Source organism: Teredinibacter franksiae (assembly GCF_014218805.1).
GTDB classification, from domain to species: domain Bacteria; phylum Pseudomonadota; class Gammaproteobacteria; order Pseudomonadales; family Cellvibrionaceae; genus Teredinibacter; species Teredinibacter franksiae.
The window spans coordinates 3,856,786-3,876,417 of sequence record NZ_JACJUV010000001.1; the positions used below are offsets into that span (position 1 = coordinate 3,856,786).

Sequence of the window (19,632 nt, forward strand, 5' to 3'; positions counted from 1 at the left end):
CTTTCGTGGCGCAAAACATTCGTTTTCCTCTCGGGATTTCTAGTTTATGTTCACCACCGTCGTGGTCCCGTGGACGGTATGCGCATATATGGACGCATTGATGGGGGTTTAGTGGATTAGCGTTGGTTTGTCCGCCAAAAGCAAATTTTTACAACCCTGTTTGATCTGTATCATACTGGCCTACAGAATTAAAGCTGATGGCGCAGTGAATGTAAGCGTTGCCAATTACGCTGTATATTCGCTGTGATGCTTTTTGGGGGGGGTCTTTAATCCAACAATAATAAAATTAGAACAAAAGGGTTATGGTACTTCGAAAGCGCTTGGGGCTTGCAGTCCTTGGCATGCTTGGCTTTACTTGTGTTTGTAGTCAGGCAGAACCTATTTCTAGCCATACAGCTGGGGCTACCGCGGTTTATCCCGCAGTAGAAACATCTGATGCTTCCAGCCTAATCCCAACGGTTAGTTTTCTCAGTAATTTTGCTGGGTTAACCTTGGTGAATCAGAACGACGTGTTGTTCGATCCGCACGCGCTTACGCGCACGGTTGTTCTGTTCAGTTTTATTTTTACCCATTGCTCATCGGTTTGTCCCACGCAAACACGGTCGTTGCTGGAGGTGCGAAATCAGCTTCCCCAAGATGTTCGCGAGCAAGTACATTTTGTTTCGATGTCCATCGACCCGCAGCGGGATTCCCCCGAAGTATTAAATAAATTTGTTCTCATGCAAAAAGCCGATGACCGCGCATGGAATTTTTTAACCGGCGATCCGGCTGAAATCGCTAGGCTTACCGAGCGCTTACATTTTTTTGATGAGCTGGGTGAGGGTTTGAATAGTAAGCCCCAAATCCATCGAACCTCCCTTTGGTTGGTTGATAAAAAAGGCCGCATGTTGCAGCGCTATAAGGGCGACCCAGTGGACAAAGAAAGAATCGTTCGTGAGCTGATAGCGATTTTTTCTGAACAACTGCCTATGAGTTTTCCGTAGCGGCACACTAACTCGGCGGTCTTGACGAATGGTGATGTGGTGGTTGCCGGTGGTACTACCTACGGTAAATGCCACCGCTGTAAATCAGCTGGTTTACAATAATACTTTGGATCAAGCTAGCTGGTATACCAACACGCCAGCCGGTAGAGATGCCTCTTGGAAAAACCTAGGTACCTGTGGTGGAATATCGATTTCTAGCCGTTCGATTGTTTTCAACAAGCTCTAGCCGTTTGCCAAGCTCCAGTTCTTCGAGCTTTTTTTGTGTTTGGCGCATGCATACGTTTCTAACTGCCATTTGCGCTTCGTGTGACGCAATTGGGTTCGTCAGGCCACAAGTGCTGATTTGGTCACATCAGATCGTCCTAATCATAATCCTAATTAGAATTGGTAAGTCTAATTCCATTTTGATGTATAAAATTGGCTTTACACTGTTCTGGTCAATGCGTATCCTTTCTCAGCAGTATTTCTTGCCTTCGTTACCGCTATATTGGGTGAAGATAGTGAAACCGAATGGCAGTTGCGCGATATAAAAATAATGATTTGCAGCGTCCAATAACAATTCAAAAACATGACTCAAACGTTGAGTCCGATCAGTCGGTTAGTTTGTTCAATACAAATAAGTTAGCTAAATGTTTCTCAGCGGCCGTTCGCTTTGGCTTGTTTGGGGCGTTACGTTAAAGCGTTGTGCTTAAAAAATAAAACTGTCTGTATGCAGAAAAGACCTTAGGCCTCTGCGAGTTGAAGTCAGTTTGTTTTGTTGAAATTCTCGATTTTATCTAATAATTCCAAGGGGATAAAAAATGATTAAATGCCTATTACGAGCGGTTGTGTTTGCCGTGGTTTCGGGTGGTTCGGCCGTTGTGCTTGCGGCAGACTGTACCGGCGTAAATGAATATCCAAACTGGACGGCAAAAGATTGGTCTGGTGGCGACTACAATCACGCAAACGCCGGAGACACCATTACATATCAGGGGGTTCTCTATCAGGCCAACTGGTACACCAATACTGTTCCCGGAAGTGATTTTTCGTGGACAACTGTGGGGGCTTGTGACGGTGTTAGTAGTTCATCCAGCAGTTCATCAAGTTCTTCCAGTTCATCAAGTAGTTCAATCAGCAGCGCGAGTTCTTCCTCTAGTTCGTCATCAAGTTCTAGCTCTGTGAGTGGTTCAGAAATTGTTATTCAAGAAAGTCAAAATGGTTTTTGCGGCGTTGACGGTAGTGTAGATAGTAACAACAGCGGTTATACCGGTAGTGGTTTCGCCAATACAGACAATGCTAACGGTACCGCAGTGAACTGGCGAGTGAATGTGCCCTACGGCGGTAACTATATTCTTGAGTGGCGTTACGCCAACGGTTCCAGCAATAATCGTAGCGGTAGTTTGCAGGTTAATGGCGCTGGTGTAGGCGCTGTTGATTTTACTTCAACGGGTGCATGGACAAGTTGGACCACCATTTCGCTCAATATTTATTTAAACGGTGGCTATAACGATGTTCGCGTAGTAGCGAATACCGCTGAAGGGTTGGCGAATGTGGATTCGCTGAGTGTGGTGGGGAATAATCCGCAGCCTGCTAGCTGTGCTATTTCCAGCTCTAGCTCTTCATCTAGTTCGTCTTCCAGTTCGTCGTCATCTAGCACCGGCGCTTGTGGCGGCGGTAGCCCCCATGCAACGGTAACGGGCAGTTCAGGTAACTATCAGGTAAATGGTAATAGTGCGGGTGGCGATTACCGTGCAGCGATTGTTTCTGCCATTAATAGTGTGGGTGCAGGTCAGCGTGTGAGTGTTATAGCCAGCGGTGATATTGGTGCAAGTTACATTATCCTGCCTAGCGATATTACCTTTGAAGTGTGTGGCACAATGAATGTTGGGAACGTAGCTGGTCGTGGAGCGTTGGATGTCATTGGCAAGAGCAACGTGTCTATTCCGCACTTAAAAATGACCGGTAGCCCTTATTTTGGTTTACGTTTTGCTGACGTTCACAACCTGCACCTCGGGCAAATTGATTTGCGCATGAGTGGTGGTTTGGGTATTCGTTTTGATCGGGATCTGCCGGGCAGTACTAATGTCACCATGGATTATATTTACGTTTCCGGTACGGGCAATCACGGCGTAGAAACCTGGAATGTTGATGGCCTGACCATAGGCACAGTTGTAGCCCGAGATGTGGCTTACGCTGGTTTGCTGCTAAACAACTCTCGTAACGCCACGATTGATTTGGTTGACGGTGATAATGTCGCTACCGGCACCGGGTATGCTACTTTGCGCTTTGCCAATACCAACGGGCTTGTTAACGGCAGCTACCCCACCAATATTCGTGTGAACCGCGTGGTCTCACGTGGCGGCGGTCGCGGTCTGTTCTGTGTATCGGAATCCGGTGGTGTAGAAATTGATTACATCGATTTTGCCAATAACGGTAATAATGCCATTCTGCTTGAAAACTGCCACAACGTTACCATTAACGGCGGCGTGATTAACGGTGGTGGAGAAGTGCGTATTGCAGCACGTACCGACATGACCAATACCAGCGATGTGACTATTTCAAACTTAACGGTTAACAATGCCAGTGTGCGTGAAAGTCCCTGTGGCGATAACGTGAATTGGAATAATGTTTCCGTAAGTGGTGGTTCTTACAACGTTTGTAATTAAAACGAAATTAAAAAGCCCACGAAAAAGTGGGCTTTTTAATCAGCAACAGAATTTAGGCCTGTTGGGTTCAGTTTTTGTGTAAACGAAATGGTGGTTACTGCACTACTGTAGTAGTGCAATAGTAGTAGCCCAAGAATACTGATGGGTTTTGAAAGTTAATGGAGAATGAAAGCCTCTAAATAATAAGGAAAGACACTATGGTTAAGACGTTAATATGCTCGACAGCGTTTGTTGTTTTGTCGTGTGCTTCGGCCAGTACCTTGGCGGCAGACTGTGCGGGCGCGAATGAATATCCAAACTGGACGGCGAAGGATTGGTCTGGTGGTGATTACAATCATGCGAATGCTGGAGATCAAATGGTCTATCAGGGTGTACTCTATCAAGCTAATTGGTACACCAATTCCGTACCCGGCAGTGATTATTCCTGGAGCAGTTTGGGGAAGTGTGACGGTACCAGTAGCTCGTCTAGCTCATCAAGTTCAAGCAGCTCTTCCAGTTCGAGTAGCTCGTCAAGTTCCAGCAGTTCTTCGAGTTCTTCTAGTTCGTCCTCAAGTTCAAGCAGTTCTTCAAGTTCTTCTTCAAGTTCCAGCTCTTCTTCCAGCTCACAGGGAAGCACCGAGCTAGTTATTCAGGAAGATACCGCTGGTTTTTGTGATGTTGACGGCTCAGTTGATTCTAATAATAGTGGATACACCGGCACTGGGTTTGCGAACACCGATAATGCGAGTGGTAACGGCATTGAGTGGAGTGTCAATGTGCCATATGCCAGTAGTTACTCTTTGCAGTGGCGTTACGCTAATGGTTCCAGCGATAACCGTTCGGGTTCATTGACTGTAAACGGCCAAACGCAGGCGACTGTGGATTTAGTGTCTACAGGTGCTTGGACAAGCTGGACAACCGCCAGCACAGTTATAAATTTAGAGGCGGGTGAAAACCGAATTCGTTTGGTGGCAACCATGTCGGGTGGTTTGGCGAATATCGATTCGTTAACACTGGTTGGCAATGAATTACAAACAGGAGGTTGCGAGCAGGGTACTGGGCCAATATTGTCGCAGGACGGCAACCCAGTACACAGTCGCTTTAACAGTGCAAAAACCAAGTGGGGCACAGGTCAGGCCGATATTGTATTGTCTTATCAGTATGACAATGGCGGATGGCCAAAAAATCAAACCTACGACACTATGGGTAGCGGTGGAAATGCCAGCGGTACTATCGATAACGGTGCAACCGTAACCGAAATGATTTACCTGGCGCAAAGTTATAAGAATACCGGTAATACGCAATACCGTAATGCGGTACGTAACGGTATGGACTTTATTTTGTCTTCACAATATTCCACCGGTGGATGGCCGCAAATCTGGCCATTAACAGGTGGCTATTCCGATCATGTTACCTATAACGATAATGCAATGGCAAACGTGTTGACGATGCTGCACCACGCTAGCCAAGGTAATGCGCCTTTCGATAATGATACGTTCACTGATACTGATCGTGCTGCCATGCAGCGCGCAATTAACAACGGTGTTGAGTATATTTTGAATTCCCAGTGGCGACAGAATGGTGCGCTAACGGTGTGGTGTGCTCAACACGGAGCTACCGATTATCTGCCTAAAATGGCTCGCGCATATGAGCTAGAATCGTTAAGCGGCAGTGAATCGGTTGAGGTTATTGCGTTCCTGATGACCCAGCCGCAAACGGCGGAAATAGAAGCGGCTGTTAAAGCCGCTATTGCCTGGTTCCGTAGCCCCAATACTATTTTGGAAGAATATACCTATACCAGCTCCGTGGAAGAAAAGTTTGTGTACTCGCCCGGCAGTCGAGTGTGGTATCGCTTCTACGACCTATATACCAATGAAGGCTTCTTCAGTGATCGTGACAGTCGCAAGGTGTACGACATCATGGGAATTTCTGAAGAGCGCCGTAATGGTTACAGTTGGGGTGGTAGCTACGGTGAAAAAATAATTTCCTACGCGAATAATGTGGGGTATTGATACACGTTTCTGTGGAAAGAAAAGGCGCAATAAGCGCCTTTTCTTATTTATCAGTTTTTTGAAAAAAATAACTAAGGATTTTATTATGCTTCGTTTTTTAGAGCGTAAATTACGAGCGCCCAGCGTATTAAAATACGGCGCTGTGGCGTCTGTTTTACTGCTGGCTTCGGCCAGTACTCTGGCGGCAGATTGCAATGGTGTAAATGAGTACCCAAACTGGACAGCAAAAGATTGGTCTGGTGGTGATTTTAATCACGCGAATAGCGGTGATCAGATGGTCTATCAGGGAGCGCTTTTCCAGGCTAACTGGTACACCAACTCTGTACCGGGTAGTGATTACTCCTGGAGTGATTTGGGGCAATGCGATGGCTCTGTGAGTTCTTCAAGTTCTTCAAGTTCTTCAAGCTCCTCTAGTTCTAGTTCTTCAAGTTCCTCAAGCTCTTCCAGTTCAAGCTCTTCCAGTTCAAGCTCTAGTTCCTCCAGTTCCAGTTCTCAGGGAACAACGGAATTAACCATTGAAGAAAATCAAAGCGGCTTTTGTAGTGTTGATGGCAGTATCGACAACAACAATTCTGGATTTGTTGGCAGCGGCTTTGCCAATACCGACAACCAGAGCGGTACAGCGGTGAACTGGAGTGTGTCTGCCGATGGCGGCAGCTATATTCTGGAATGGCGTTACGCTAATGGTTCCGGTAATAGCCGTTCTGCAAGCGTTACGGTGAACGGTAGTGTTGTTGCCACTGTGGATTTTGCTTCTACCGGGTCTTGGACGAGTTGGACATCAGCCTCCGTCAATGTGTCGTTAACTAATGGCGTTAATGCAATTGCGTTGATAGCAACCACCGCTGAAGGGCTGTCGAATCTCGATTCATTGTCGCTGGTGGGTAATGGTATTTCTACGGTCAGTTGTTCGAGCAGTTCCAGCTCTAGCTCCTCTTCCAGCGGTACAACCGCCTGTAGCAATGCGCCGTCTGGCTCTTTGGTAACCGTTGCTAAAGATGGTTCGGGTAATTACAGCACCGTGCAGGCTGCGGTGAACAGTGTATCAAGCTCCAATAGCTCGACGGTCTACATTCAAATTCGTCCGGGAAGCTACTACGAAAAACTGTTGATCGATCGGCCAAATATTACCTTCTGTGGTGACAGTGGTCAGCAGGCTTCTACTGTACTCACCTATGATGATGGCGCCGATACCGCAGGCGGAACTTCGGCTAGTTACAGCGTATCGATTACCGCCGATGATATTTCCATGGAAAACCTCACCGTCGAAAATAGCCGTGGGCCAGGTACTCAGGCTGTGGCGTTTCGGGTTTCGGCCGAGCGTGGACAATTCCGCAATATGCGTTTCCTAGGTTATCAGGACACGCTCTACACCCATGGTGGTACTCAGTACTTCCGTGACTGTTACGTGGAAGGTAGTGTGGACTATATTTTTGGTGCCTCTACGGCGGTATTTGAAAATTGCACGGTTCATAGCCTAGTGAATGGTACTTCGGTGACCGCACCGAGTACTCCGGATACTAGCGAGTTTGGCCTCGTCTTTTTGGGAGGTGAACTTACAACCGCTTCGGCTGTTAGCACCGATCATGTTGCCCTTGGTCGCAATTGGCGCCCCTATGGTGCAGCGACGTATCTGCGCGTGAACCTAGGTCGGCATATTTCTCCAGTGGGCTGGGTGCCCATGAGTGAGAATACGCTCGATACTGCGCGCTTTGCTGAATACCAAAACACGGGTACCGGTGCTGGCACCTCGCAGCGAGCTTCTCAGTCTCGCCAGCTTGGCGCCTCTGAAGCAGCGCTGTATACGGTAGACAACATCTTTGGCAGCTGGACGCCTAGTTTTAGTCAGTAATTACTCGGCTAGCGTTGTGTCCCACAGCGCTGGCCTTTCTTTTCTCCCGCAAATAATCCCTTTCTTGCTCGCACATCGGTTTGCTCTGAGTATTCTAGTCAAAATATAAAACCGAGTTTGTGGCGTATTTTATAATCTCCTTTCCTGATAATTAAATCATATTGTTATATAAAATGTTTCCGCCAGCTCATGCTGCTTGGTAGTTCGCGGCCTAATAAAAAAAATGATCGGCAAAATGGCCCTCCGGGCTGAATCTGAATTCCTAAACCTAAAAATGGTGGGCACCTTTTAGCGGTGTGATGTGCCACCTAATATAAAAATAGAGAAATTATCGCATGCAAAAATCTTTGATCTGGCGACTCGGTGCGCTCGTGTCCATTGTAGGGTTAAGCCCTGCGCTATGGGCGCTCGATAATGGTGTTTACACAATTGAATCGAAATACAGTGGCAAATTTGTGGAAATTGCCGATCTCAGTACAGAAAACTCGGCCAATGTGCAGCAGTGGTCTGGCAGCGGGCATGCTACCCAGCAGTGGCAAATTACCAATATCAGTGGCGACGATTACTCCCTCATTAACGTCAATAGCGGCAAAGCTATGGAAGTGTACAACTGGGATGCCGACGATGGCGCCAATGTTGTGCAGTACGACTATTGGGGAGGTGAATCCCAATTGTGGACCGTCACCGATCAGACCGATGGCTACGTCAGCATTATTAACAAATTTTCGGGTAAGGCTTTGGACCTGCTGAATTTTGATACCGCCGACGGTGCGAATATTGCGCAGTGGAGCTGGTGGGGTGGCGATGCGCAATTGTGGCTGGTAGCGCCCTTGCAAGATCCTAACGTGACAATCAGTATTGAAGAAAACCAGACCGGCTTTTGCGCTGTGGACGGTAGCGTAGACACCAACAATTCAGGGTACAGCGGGAGTGGTTTTGCTAATACAGCTAATGCCAGTGGCAACGGTGTTGAATGGTCGCTGAGTATTGCAACAGCAGGTAACTATACCGTGCAATGGCGGTACGCTAATGGTGGCAGCAGCGCACGGCCCGGAGATCTGCTTGTGGACGGCGGTGTTCAGTTTACGGGTGTAGCCTTTGATAGCACTGGCGGTTGGTCTGCGTGGGTAGAGACCGGGAATGCTGAGGTTTGGCTGGCAGTGGGCACTCACCAACTTCGATTGGAAGCCACCTCTGGCTCCGGTCTTGGCAACATCGATACTCTCACTGTAACCGGAGCAGCCGTAAGCGCGGGCAACTGTGACGGCAGCGTGACACCTACGGTTATACCAGCGGCCGAGCCTACGCCCACACCTACAGCTGAGCCCACCCCAATACCCACCCCTGTGCCAGTAGACATTAATTTTGTCGCGCCCGGTTTCACCAATATTGCCGTGCATGACCCATCCATTATTTATGAGAATGGACAGTACTATGTGTTTGGTTCACATTTAAGCGCTGCACGCAGCCCCGACCTGATGAATTGGTATCGCGTTGCCGACGGTGTGAACGGCAACAACCCGCTGTTTAATAATGCCCCAAGTGATTTGGCCGAAGCCTTGAGCTGGGCCGAAACCACCACGCTGTGGGCGCCAGGTGTCTACAACCTGAACGGTCAGTTAATGATGTATTACAACGCCTGTCGTGGTGATTCACCGCTGTCGGCTATGGGTATTGCGACTTCGCGGAATGTTGAAGGTGCCTACAGCAACCAGGGTATTTTCCTGCGCTCTGGCATGTGGGGCCAAACCAGTGAAGATGGCACTATTTTCGATGCGCTGGTTCATCCGAACACCGTTGATCCTGAGGTATTCAGCGACCCTAACGGTGGCCTGTGGATGGTTTACGGCTCTTACTCCGGCGGCATCTTTGTTATGGAGCTAGACCCTAGCACAGGCTTCCCCTACAGCGGTCAAGGCTACGGCACCCACGTAATGGGTGGCAATCATGCGCGTATTGAAGGCGCTTACGTTATTCACAGCCCGGAAACACGCTACTACTACATGTTCAGCAGCTTTGGCGGTTTGGGTGCGGACGGCGGTTATAACATTCGCGTGGCCCGAGCTACCAGCCCCGCAGGCCCCTATTACGATACTAATGGCACCAATATGGCGAACGTGAAATCCAATCCTAGCCTGCCTTTGTTTGATGATGCCAGTATCAGCCTACATGGGGTAAAACTGGTGGGTAACCACCTATTCAGTGGTACTAACAACGTGTTGGGCTATGCGTCTCCAGGCCACAATTCGGCCTACCGCAAAGCCGATACGGGTCAGTACTTCGTTATATTTCATTCGCGCTTCCCCAACCGTGGTGAAGAGCACGAAATACGCGTACATGAATTTCACATCAACGCCGACGGTTGGCCGGTGGTTTCACCGCTGCGTTACGCAGAGAAAATTGACAGTAACAATGCCAACCGCAGTCGTGCCGAGCTGGAAGCTATATTAGCCTCCGAAGTTGCGGGTAGTTACCAATTGGTTAATCACGGGAAAGATATGTCTAGCAATATCAAAGGCTCCAGTGATATCCAGTTGAACAGTAATGGCACCGTTAGTGGCAGCGCCAGTGGGAGTTGGTCGTTTAACGAGAGTTCACGTGATATGTCTGTTGCCATTAACGGTGTGAACTTTCAGGGCATCGTTTCCCGTCAGTGGAATCAGGTGCGCAACCGCTTTGAAGTGGTGTTCTCCGCACTATCGGCAGACGGCACCGCCGTATGGGGTATTAAGTCTAACTAATTTACGCATGTATGTACCCGCGCTTTAAGGGGCCTTTCGGCCCCTTTTTTTTATGTCTGTTGGTCAGAAATTCTGGCATCCCTCGCAGGAGCACACTAACCTTGGAAAAGCGCTGTCGCTACAATTTTACGTACTATGGGTTTGCTCAATAAAACATGGCTTTTTAATGACGGTTTTGCATAAACGACGATTTTTCAAGGCAATACTTAGCATGATGCTGTGCTGCGCACATAAAAGCGTTTTCCTTCGGTGCTTCAAACAACTCTTTATTCTGTTGCTGGCTTGCAGCTTAATTGCGGTTAATGCCTGGGGTCAGGAGTCTACACGGATACTGTCTGGCAACCTGCAGGAAGGTGTTCGGCCGATTAGCATTCGCTACCCCCTTTTGGACCTTCATAACATTTACCGCACTCAGGGTGTATACGCTTTTGAGTTGCTTCACTTGCTGTGTGAAAAGTCGGGTCAGCCATATATTCTAAAGAAATTCCGCTCAGGACTATTCCTTGGGAACGTATTGTGTTGTACGTACAGAATGAAGAAATCGACGTAATGCTTCAGCATACTAATCTGGACTTGGAAGAAGCTTTAAAGCCTGTACGCTATCCGGTGTATCGTGGCTTGGTTGGTTGGCGTATCTTTTTTATCCGCGCAGCTGATGTAAATCGCATGTCGAGTATACAATCTTTAGCCGATATGAAGCGGCTAAAGGCCGGCCAAGGCTATACTTGGCCGGATACCGAAGTACTTAAGTCCAATGGTTTTTATGTGCGATCAGCACTGGATTACCAGTCGTTGTTTAAGATGTTGGACAGTGGCCGTATAGATTACTTCGCTCGAAGTGTCGCGGAAGTTAAAGATGAAGTTATAAAATTTCCGTCTGAAAGATTTGTAGTAGAAAAATCTATAGTGCTGCGCTATCCAACAGCAGCCTATTTTTTTGTAGCAGATAAAAACCAGGCGCTAGCCGACCTTATTGCCTTGGGCTTTGAAAACGCCCTGGCAGATGGCTCGTTTCAAGCGTTATTTGTGCGCTATTTCGGCGACAATATACGTTGGGCAAATTTACAGGAGCGAAAAATATTTTCGCTGTCAAACCCACACTTATCGTCAAAAACGCCATTAAAACGCAAGGAGCTATGGTTTTCTCCTGATAGCTTACTTCAAGACAGTTTACTTAAAGAAAACCTACCGAATGAAGATGAGAATCTTTAGCGCATAAGCGGTTACTAAAAGCGTGTTTTTTCAATTACGACCTATTCGCGTGGCCTGCTCCGAGTGCGCGGGGTCATTAACGCTACTGTGGTTGTGAAAACTCGACCAGGGCCAATAGCAAGGCACCAATACCCATGAGCATCATTCGTAACGATGTCGACTTCTTGGGTGTACTACCTATAGCTACCATCTCGGTAGGTCATTCCACCTAAACCTGCGCTACGACAAACTTGCTTAAGTTGTATAGCGCGTGTTTTGGCATTGTAGGTAGGTAGGTAAGTAATTCTTGTTTCACGCCATTTAAATTGAATTCGACGATATGCAGTGTGCGAATATTGCCTTTATCGATAATATAGTGGTCCAAATACGCGTTTTTTAGCGCTTGTAAGTTTGAGCCTGCGTGTGTTCTGCGAGGTTAAGAAACCCTTGTAGCACTAATCCTTGAGTGTAGCCCCAGCGGTATTCTCCATCGGATTTGTCAAGCTTCAGGGTGAGCCCCCGTTTTAACCCGTTCGAGCTGTTTTTATTGTGTTTACAGACCTTCGCGTATAATGCCTCCCGTTATAGGCTATAACGTTATAGTCACCTGATGTTCCCTTCCGTGAGTAACCCGTTATGAATAAACTTTTGTCTTTCGTCTTGCTAATGTCACTGCATGTTTACAGTGCAGCGGGTGTAGCGCGAGTAGAAATCAATGAATTGGATAAGCTACTGCCACCCGAGCCTAGTTTCCCCAAAGTCTGTATTGCCCTGAAGGCATCGTTGGTAGCCAAGAATTTTAGGTTGCCGGATGACGTTGATGCCGACCCGAAGAATTCAAACCCCGATACCGAGAGGCTTAAAATGGCAATGAATGCCTGCCCCCGTGGTCAGGCGGTAAAAATAATTACTGATGGCGAAAAAAATGCCTTTTTAGCTGGCCCTATTGAAATTAAGTCGGGTGTGAGCTTATGGGTTGATAAGGGTGTAACGCTGTTTGCTTCGCGTAGCCCTGCCGATTACGATCTGGGCGACAGTTACTGTGGTACAGCACAGCCGAAGATCAAAAACCGCTGTAAAACATGGATTACCGCAAAAAATACGGTGGGTAGCGGTATTGTTGGCGAGGGTGTTATTGATGGTCGTGGCGGTAGTGTGTTGACCAGCGGTCCTTACGCCGGTAAAACCACTTGGTGGGACCTTTCCATACAAAGTAAAGCTAAACCTAAACTGGAACAAAATAATCCGCGCATGATTGAGGTTGTGGGTGGTGAAAATTTCACTTTCTATAAAATTACCATTACTAATGGTGCGAAGTTTCACGTTGCCAGTAAGGATGTTACAGGGTTAACCTTTTGGGGTATAAAAGTGATAACGCCTTCACTTGCGTATACTGTTCCCGGTTACAAGTGTGGCAAGGGCACTATGCCCGAGCCGGGTAACCTTAGTCGCCCCAGTAGCTGTTTTATTCCTGAGCTGGTTAAGAATACGGATGCTATCGACCCCGGCCGCAGTAAAAATGTAACGCTTGCGTATTCTTACATTACTACTGGTGATGATAATGTTGCGATCAAATCGGGTAAGGGTAAAAATTCCCCTGAAACAATAAACCATCTATATGCGCATAATCAGTTCTACTATGGTCATGGCATGTCCATTGGTAGTGAAACAGATGCTGGCGTAGAGAATATTAAAATTTGGGATTTAAATTTCGATGGGCAGGATAGTGGTCATGGCGTTGGCTTACGTATAAAAACCGACGGTAAGCGAGGCGGAGAAATTAGTAATGTTCTGTATCAGGATGTTTGCTTGCGCCGAATGAAAGATGTACTGGTTTTCAGCCCATACTATAGCTCCACCAATGATACCAATCACCCGCCTAATATTCATGATGTGGTTTTACGCAACGTTCATTACGTTGATTACCCTGGAGCAAAATACAATAAGGCTAAGGTAAGTTTTAGTGGTTATAGAACAGCTACTGTGGTTAACCCCTTAAAAATCCAATTGGATAATGTTGTTTTTGATCAGACACCTGAATTACGTAAAAAACATTACCACGATGTGGAATTTACATTGGGCCCAGGCGCAGTAACAAATTTGCCTATAGAAGCGGGTGAAAGCATTAGCGTAAAAAAAATAGGAGAAGGGAAATCGAAGGCATTCCCTTGTCCTGACAGTGTGTTTAAATCCATTCCTTCAGAATTGTCACCCATCTAAGAGACGCTTCTTTAGCTGTTTTTTGGGGCCTGCTTTCCAAGTTGGCTTCGTTTTCTAAAATCTTCAGCCTATTATTCAATCGTTTCCGTGTGCGATCCTTGCTTAAAATACTTGCGATAAAGGGTGAGCGTTATCCCGGTTTTCTTCTTAAACACTTTGTAAAAGCTATTGCGACTATTGAAGCCAGATTGAATGGCGATATCGGCAATCGAGAGTTTGTTGTTTTCAGCGTCGAGCGATCGTAGGGCTTGGTTGAAACGTAGATTATTGAAATATAACAAAAATCGTTTGATTATGAACGTTAAATAGTTTCAGAGAGTTGATTGCGTAAAATACCGAGCAAAGAGGCAAGCTTGGGTAGTGGCATATCTTCGTCTAGATGTAGCTGCGTTGAAGAGAGAAGTTCCTCAAAAATATTTATTCAACTCTGTTGCGGCGCTGGCGCTCAGCTGGTTCGGGATATATTCTGAATGACATAACGCACAAGGTAGGTACTGTAAGCTGTTATTTGCACTAAAATTGCGATTATTAAGGCATTTTTCGGAACCTGAAAATACGGCAGTATCGCGTCGCTATAGAGGGTCTTTACAATGAAAACACTGACGTTGACGCGGCATATTTGCGCAGATGTTCAGGGTTATAGTCTGCGCGGTGGGAATAATACCGGGGCGATAAAAAGGGCTGCCCTATGTTAGCGGAGCAACCCTTTTAAAGGTTTAACTGTGTTTTTTGGCGTTACAACTTTTTAAATCGAATGGCCGTTCCGCCACCGGGTGCGAGCATTAGCTTGAGGTTGTCACCCGCTTTAACCGAGGTGTTCGAGACAGCAATTTTTGTTGCCTCTTTTTCCCATGTTATACCTTCAGCATCGGCATAAACCTGTGCTTCGTATTCGGCGTTCGCATCGAGGAAGTTGAGCTTTATCTCGAATTCACGTGCATCTTCGTTGGTTAAGCTGCCCAGATACCAGTCGTCGCTGTAGCGGTCTTTCCGTACAGTCGTAATATAGCGGCCAACTTCAGCGTTGAGTACTTTGGTATCTTCCCAGTCAACGGGTACATCTTGTAGGAATTTTAGGCCAGGGTTTCCGTCGTAGTTCTCAGGCAGGTCTGCCAGCATTTGAATCGGCGAATAAAGAACCACATAGAGGGCGAGCTGTTTAGCCGCAGTGGTGTGAACATCGCGGCCGGCGTATCCCTGTTTGATTTCAACATCGAGCACGCCGGGAGTGAAATCCATTGGGCCTGCAAGCAAACGGGTGAAGGGGATAGTGGCGGTATGGGAGGGTGGGTTTCCTTCGCTCCAAGCGTTGTATTCCTGCCCGCGCGCGCCTTCACGGGCCATCATGTTCGGATAGGTACGGCGTTCGCCGGTGTCTTTAATAGGTTCATGAAAGTTAACCGCTAGCTTATAGTGGGCGGCTTTCTCTAGCACTTCTCGGTAGTAGCGCACTCCAAATTGACCGTGATGCCATTCTTTCATGTTCAGGCGAGAGCCAACTTGACCAATTTTTATATCGTTCACACCCATGGATTGGTATAGCGCCATACCGGCGTCGATTTGCTTGCGGTAATTGACTATATTCGAGCCGGTTTCGTGGTAACCAATAAGTTTTACGCCGTTCTCTTTGGCGTAATCAGTTACGGTCTTTAGGTCGAAGTCGGGGGTGGATTCGGTAAAGCTAAACATATGCATGGCGTTTTCGTACCAAGCGGGTGTCCAGCCTTTGTTCCAGCCCTCGATTAACAAATGGTCGATGCCGAACTTTTTGCAATAGTCGATATGCTCTCGAGAAATTTGTGTGGAGGCTCCATGGGTGGGGCTTTCCCAGAAGGTGTATTTACCGATGTGCATGCCCCACCAAATGCCTAGGTATTTGTGCGGTTGAATCCAGGATGTATCTTCCAGTTTGTTGGGGTCATTCAGGTTTAGAATTAAATAGGATGTAATAAGGTCGCCTGCGTTTTCGGCAATTTGAAGGGTTCTCCATGGGGTTGTGAAGGAGCCATCAGTTTTTACCCGGTCGCCATCTGCCCAGGGAACTAAATCAGCTTTGAAGGCGGTTCCTTCCTGCCGTGCCAGCGTCATACTGGCAAAATCCACCAGCCGAGCTTCGTGAAAGCTTAAATGAAGCCCTTTGTCGGTTTTAATGGTAAGGGGCGTATGAACTTTATCAAGCGTAGAGAGCGCTGATTCGGTTGTAATGTATTCATACCGGTTGTCTTGATAGGCACCAATCCACCAGGCTGTGCCGTCATTGGTAAGATTGAATTCGGTTAGTTCATCCATAATCACTAGCCCACCTTCGCCTTGCTGGGGGTAGAGGTAGCGGAAGGCAATACCGTCATTAAACGCCCGGAATTCGACGCTCAGTTTGCGTTTCTGGCCCGTGGTCTCTTGTAGGTCCACACTCATTCCGTTGAAGTGATTACGGATACCTTGCTTTTCTCCCCACACCTGTTGCCAGGTTTGATCTAAGGAGATTTCGCTGGTGCCGGTAACATCCATTGGGCCAAAGCCGTCTGAATCCCCTTTGAATACAAAGCCCATGGCCGATGGGCTGATAATGCGTTGATCGTTATGTGAAACCTCGTACAGCGGTTTGCCATTGCTTAAGGTGAATTGGAGGACATTGTTGCCGTCGGGAGACGCTATTGAGTAGGAGGCGTTAGCGGCGGAAGTCTGGTGCGCTTGGCTTTGGCTATCGGGTTTCGAGCACGCAAACAGAGCAAGCGGCATTAGGGCTATTAGAAGGTGTTTTAGCATTGGTTCTACCTTAGCGATATTTGCTTTTACTGTGTGGTTGTTTCTTATACGAATTTTTATGGCGTAGTTGGAGGTTTTCGCGCCAAGCGCATTATCGTAGTCGCTTCAAAGTCGCCTGCCAAATTTTAGTAAGCGGCCCTCCCTAAAAATCCCGCAAGCGTACTGTAGTGAACGTAATCGTGGCGCCAATATGGGGATAGGTGCGCCGCTGCTGAAGTCGGTGTGATAGCCGTGCTTGCTCAGGTGGAATTGTAACGTTGGCACAGTAGGGCTCATCGTAAGGATGGGTAAAAGTACCCGCAAGAAGGGCTAAATTGCACTAGTCTATTAATATGAGTTGGCCGCGCTGGGTTGTGATTATTGCGATGTTTCTTACGGCAGGAGGTTTTTGCCTCTCTGCATGGGGGTGCTTGCTGCGCGAAGCCGACTCTGTGCCTACCGTTATCATGCCTTTGAAGTACGAAAACCGTCGGGCGAATGTCTCTTACCACTACGAAATGCTGGCAATGGCTCTGGATAAGTCGGCCAAGAAGTACGGCCCCTGTGAAGCTCGGGTTACCGAACTCTATCTTCCAAGTAACCGGTTAAATCTACATTCGGTAGAAAGTGGTTTAGTGGACACTATTGATACCACGACATCACCCGAGAGAGACCAGCGTTTGTTACCGGTCCGTATTCCATTGTTGAAAGGCTTGATGGGCTATCGATTGCTGTTTATTCGCAAAGAAGAGCAGCCGTCGTTTACCGGTATTAAAACGCTATCGGATGTACGCGCATTGAGTTTTGGGCAGGGCGGTAATTGGCCTGATGTTACAATATTAAAAGCGAATGGAATAACTGTTGTGCCTGCGGTCAATCACATTAACTTAATGAAAATGCTACTGGCGAAAAGGTTCGATGCGTACCCTCGGGGAGCGCAACAAATATTGGTAGAACGTTCGAATCGCAGAGACAACTTGTTAGATATTGAAAAAACAATGGGTTTAGCCTATGTCTCTCCGGTATATTTTCATGTTGGCCCAAACAATAAAGCGCTCGCGGAGCGTATTCAGTTCGGGTTGGAACTTGCTATAGCCGATGGCTCTTTCGAAAAACTGTTTCGCCGTCATTCGCTAGTGAAGCGTGCATTCGAAGAGCTTCATCTTGAGAGCCGTCGTTTTATCTATTTATGTAATCCCTACCTTCATCCTGATACGCCGGTGGATAAAACGAATTTCTGGTGGCGTCCCTGGCCTAAAGATTTACAATGCAAAAAATAGTCAAAATAAATATTTTATCGCCATTTTTGCTGTTCTTTGCAAGTGCATTTAGTGCGGTTGCTGTGCAGGCATGTTTTCAAAGACCGGGCTTTGATATCCCCACACTTATTACGCCTCTTAATTTTCACACAGAAGATCGGGTTTACGCCTACCATGCCGATTTATTGCAGATGGTGTTAAAAAAAACTGAAGAGGAGTATGGCCCTTGTAAGTTGATTGTGATTGAAACGAATAAACCACTGAATCGTATTCATTTGTATATAGATGGCGGACAGTTATTCGATACCGTGGATTCTACGGTGAACCCTAGCCGCGATCAAAAATTACTACCCATTCGATTCCCCATATATCGTGGGTTTATGGGTTATCGAGTAATGATAATTCGCGAAGGAGATCAAGCGAGGTTTAATGGTATTAACAGCTTGGAAACGATGCGTAGCATAACCATTGGTGCCGGCATGAACTGGTACGATCGTAAATTGGTGCAGCAACAAAATATTCCCACCGTAACGGGGGACGATCTTGGTGCTTTGTATAGGATGTTACCGGTGGGTAGATTTGATGCCATTCTTAGGGGCGTGCATGAGGTCAAGATTGATGAGTTACGGGTTAAGGCTAGCGGGCATAGTTTGGAGAAAAATCTTGTTCTGGCTTACCCGTTACCGGTAAACTTTTATGTGCGAAAAAGTCATCACTTACTAGCAGAAAGGCTTCGCAGTGGACTAGAGAAGGGGCTTGCCGATGGTAGTTTTCAGACGTTCTTTTATCAGCACCCACTAATCAAAGAAACCTTGAAGCGAGCAAAGCTAGAAAAACGTAAATTCCTGTATCTTTGTAATCCAACCCTTAGTCCTGATTCCCCTCTAGAGAAGCCAAAATATTGGTACAAAGCTTGGCCAGACTCGGTTGTTCAATGCTCTCGACATACCACTAGCGATGACGCTATTTGACCACACAATCTGTTTTCACTTCGTCACGGGTTGCTTCTGAAAAAGGCGATGGCGTTGTGGCCGTTTTATCACGCTTTAGTAAACGCCCCTCGATTCTACTTTTTCACGTAGATTATTGACAAGCTGGTTAAACTCGGTTTTTGTGTAGTTTTCAAGCATGGTGTATTGATCCATAGGGAAGTTGCTGTGATCTAGGTGTGGGCGCACGTCATCGAGAAAACTTTCTTTATAGCGATAGGCTGCCTGTTCGAGGTTCTCCAATAGCGATTGCTGTTGCGCTTTGCTTAAGGGGTACTCTAAATTAAAGCCTGCTTCTGTTAAGGCTGTTTCAAATGTTTGCTTATGTTTCAATCTGGACATTAACACCGTTTCCTGTTGGGGCTGTTCGAGCGGAAATAACCCAGAAACCCCCAGCGTATATTGATTGAACTCTTCTTGTTCATGTTCCGAATCTTTTAGTAGTGCGTAGCGTTCACCGTTATCACTGTCATCGAGTATGTCGGCTATTTTCTCGTCCAGAATATTAAGATCCCACTGTAGGTCGGTAACCTTATTTGGGTCCAGGTTTAGCTCGTCAGAAAATAATTCCGCGTCTCGTAGCGCCAGCGAAACGCCTTCTCTCTGAATAAGTAGCTGTAATAGATGTTCTTTTTCGGCTGGACTTAAATCTAGTTTTGCCAGCAAGAAACGGTATTTTCTACGAGCAATGTCTTCTAACGACTCGTCGAAACGCTGAAGTTTTGGTTGTTCTTTTGAGATTTCTTCAGTGCTTGAGTGAGCAGGGTTGTCCGAAGATATTTTTGTAGGTTTTCGTATGGCTTTAGGTTGGGCTTTTGAATGCAGGTTGATAGTTTGGTGGATAGCAGGCGCTGCTCTGTTTTTTAGCAGATCGGATGCTCTTGCTTCACATTTTTGAGGCATAGTTTCAAGTTGGCTGGCTAGAGCATTGTATTGATTTAGTTGGTAGTAGCCAACTATTGCTAATAGCCCTGTTAGCGTCAGTAGAAATTTAGTTTGTGTTGTAGCAGCCATGA

Annotated in this window: 12 protein-coding genes and 1 pseudogene; 10 read left to right on the forward strand and 3 right to left on the reverse strand. The window is 46.9% G+C overall.

The features are described from left to right. The first annotated feature begins 302 nt into the window (after positions 1-302). The 8 genes and pseudogenes from H5336_RS16190 (at position 303) to H5336_RS16225 (ending at position 13,623) form a co-directional block, all read left to right on the forward strand. The gene (locus tag H5336_RS16190) at positions 303-983 is read left to right on the forward strand and encodes an SCO family protein (RefSeq protein WP_185235278.1); all 681 of its coding nucleotides are present in this window, start codon (positions 303-305) and stop codon (positions 981-983) included. A 28-nt stretch (positions 984-1,011) separates the two neighbouring features. Next, complete coding sequence (locus H5336_RS16195) at positions 1,012-1,209, forward strand: cellulose-binding domain-containing protein (protein ID WP_185235279.1); 198 nt, start codon at positions 1,012-1,014, stop codon at positions 1,207-1,209. A gap of 610 nt (positions 1,210-1,819) precedes the next feature. Then, the gene (locus H5336_RS23460; protein WP_446697318.1) at positions 1,820-3,628 is read left to right on the forward strand and encodes a cellulose-binding domain-containing protein; all 1,809 of its coding nucleotides are present in this window, start codon (positions 1,820-1,822) and stop codon (positions 3,626-3,628) included. Between the two features lie 236 nt (positions 3,629-3,864). Next, positions 3,865-5,619 (forward strand): pectate lyase, encoded by a 1,755-nt coding sequence (gene pelA / locus H5336_RS16205; protein ID WP_446697319.1) that lies wholly within the window; start codon positions 3,865-3,867, stop codon positions 5,617-5,619. 190 nt (positions 5,620-5,809) lie between these two features. Beyond that, positions 5,810-7,471 (forward strand): annotated as a pseudogene (locus H5336_RS16210) (pectinesterase family protein); the annotation flags it as partial. 335 nt (positions 7,472-7,806) lie between these two features. Beyond that, entirely contained in the window at positions 7,807-10,212 is a 2,406-nt protein-coding gene (locus H5336_RS16215; RefSeq protein WP_185235282.1) for an RICIN domain-containing protein, read from the forward strand. A 516-nt stretch (positions 10,213-10,728) separates the two neighbouring features. Then, positions 10,729-11,424 carry a transporter substrate-binding domain-containing protein gene (locus H5336_RS16220; protein WP_185235283.1) on the forward strand — a complete coding sequence of 232 codons (696 nt, stop codon included), beginning with the start codon at positions 10,729-10,731 and terminating at the stop codon, positions 11,422-11,424. 615 nt (positions 11,425-12,039) lie between these two features. Further along, a complete protein-coding gene (locus H5336_RS16225; protein WP_185235284.1) occupies positions 12,040-13,623 on the forward strand; it encodes a glycoside hydrolase family 28 protein in 1,584 nt (527 codons plus the stop codon). A 71-nt stretch (positions 13,624-13,694) separates the two neighbouring features. Here H5336_RS16225 and H5336_RS23885 read toward each other — a convergent pair whose 3' ends face one another. Further along, the gene (locus H5336_RS23885) at positions 13,695-13,904 is read right to left on the reverse strand and encodes a helix-turn-helix domain-containing protein (RefSeq protein WP_185235285.1); all 210 of its coding nucleotides are present in this window, start codon (positions 13,902-13,904) and stop codon (positions 13,695-13,697) included. A gap of 454 nt (positions 13,905-14,358) precedes the next feature. Then, positions 14,359-16,389, reverse strand: coding sequence for a glycoside hydrolase family 97 protein (locus H5336_RS16235; protein WP_185235286.1), 2,031 nt, complete (start codon positions 16,387-16,389; stop codon positions 14,359-14,361). Between the two features lie 332 nt (positions 16,390-16,721). Here H5336_RS16235 and H5336_RS16240 point away from each other — a divergent pair, with 332 nt between their 5' ends. Then, on the forward strand, positions 16,722-17,648 hold the full coding sequence (locus tag H5336_RS16240; RefSeq protein ID WP_185235287.1) for a substrate-binding periplasmic protein: 927 nt from the start codon (positions 16,722-16,724) through the stop codon (positions 17,646-17,648). Further along, on the forward strand, positions 17,636-18,598 hold the full coding sequence (locus H5336_RS16245; RefSeq protein ID WP_185235288.1) for a transporter substrate-binding domain-containing protein: 963 nt from the start codon (positions 17,636-17,638) through the stop codon (positions 18,596-18,598). The genes H5336_RS16240 and H5336_RS16245 overlap by 13 nt, the downstream gene beginning before the upstream one ends. A gap of 75 nt (positions 18,599-18,673) precedes the next feature. On the opposite strand, the gene H5336_RS16250 is transcribed toward H5336_RS16245, so the two are convergent. Then, on the reverse strand, positions 18,674-19,630 hold the full coding sequence (locus H5336_RS16250; RefSeq protein ID WP_185235289.1) for a hypothetical protein: 957 nt from the start codon (positions 19,628-19,630) through the stop codon (positions 18,674-18,676). Between the last annotated feature and the right edge of the window lie 2 nt (positions 19,631-19,632).

What these genes read in the sequence shown, in the direction of transcription:
- H5336_RS16250 (WP_185235289.1), bottom strand. Translation starts at nt 19,630, where the DNA reads ATGGCTGCTACAACACAAACTAAATTTCTACTGACGCTAACAGGGCTA.
- H5336_RS16225 (WP_185235284.1), top strand. Translation starts at nt 12,040, where the DNA reads ATGAATAAACTTTTGTCTTTCGTCTTGCTAATGTCACTGCATGTTTAC.
- H5336_RS16190 (WP_185235278.1), top strand. Translation starts at nt 303, where the DNA reads ATGGTACTTCGAAAGCGCTTGGGGCTTGCAGTCCTTGGCATGCTTGGC.
- H5336_RS16215 (WP_185235282.1), top strand. Translation starts at nt 7,807, where the DNA reads ATGCAAAAATCTTTGATCTGGCGACTCGGTGCGCTCGTGTCCATTGTA.
- H5336_RS16235 (WP_185235286.1), bottom strand. Translation starts at nt 16,389, where the DNA reads ATGCTAAAACACCTTCTAATAGCCCTAATGCCGCTTGCTCTGTTTGCG.
- H5336_RS16195 (WP_185235279.1), top strand. Translation starts at nt 1,012, where the DNA reads ATGGTGATGTGGTGGTTGCCGGTGGTACTACCTACGGTAAATGCCACC.
- H5336_RS16240 (WP_185235287.1), top strand. Translation starts at nt 16,722, where the DNA reads ATGAGTTGGCCGCGCTGGGTTGTGATTATTGCGATGTTTCTTACGGCA.
- H5336_RS16245 (WP_185235288.1), top strand. Translation starts at nt 17,636, where the DNA reads ATGCAAAAAATAGTCAAAATAAATATTTTATCGCCATTTTTGCTGTTC.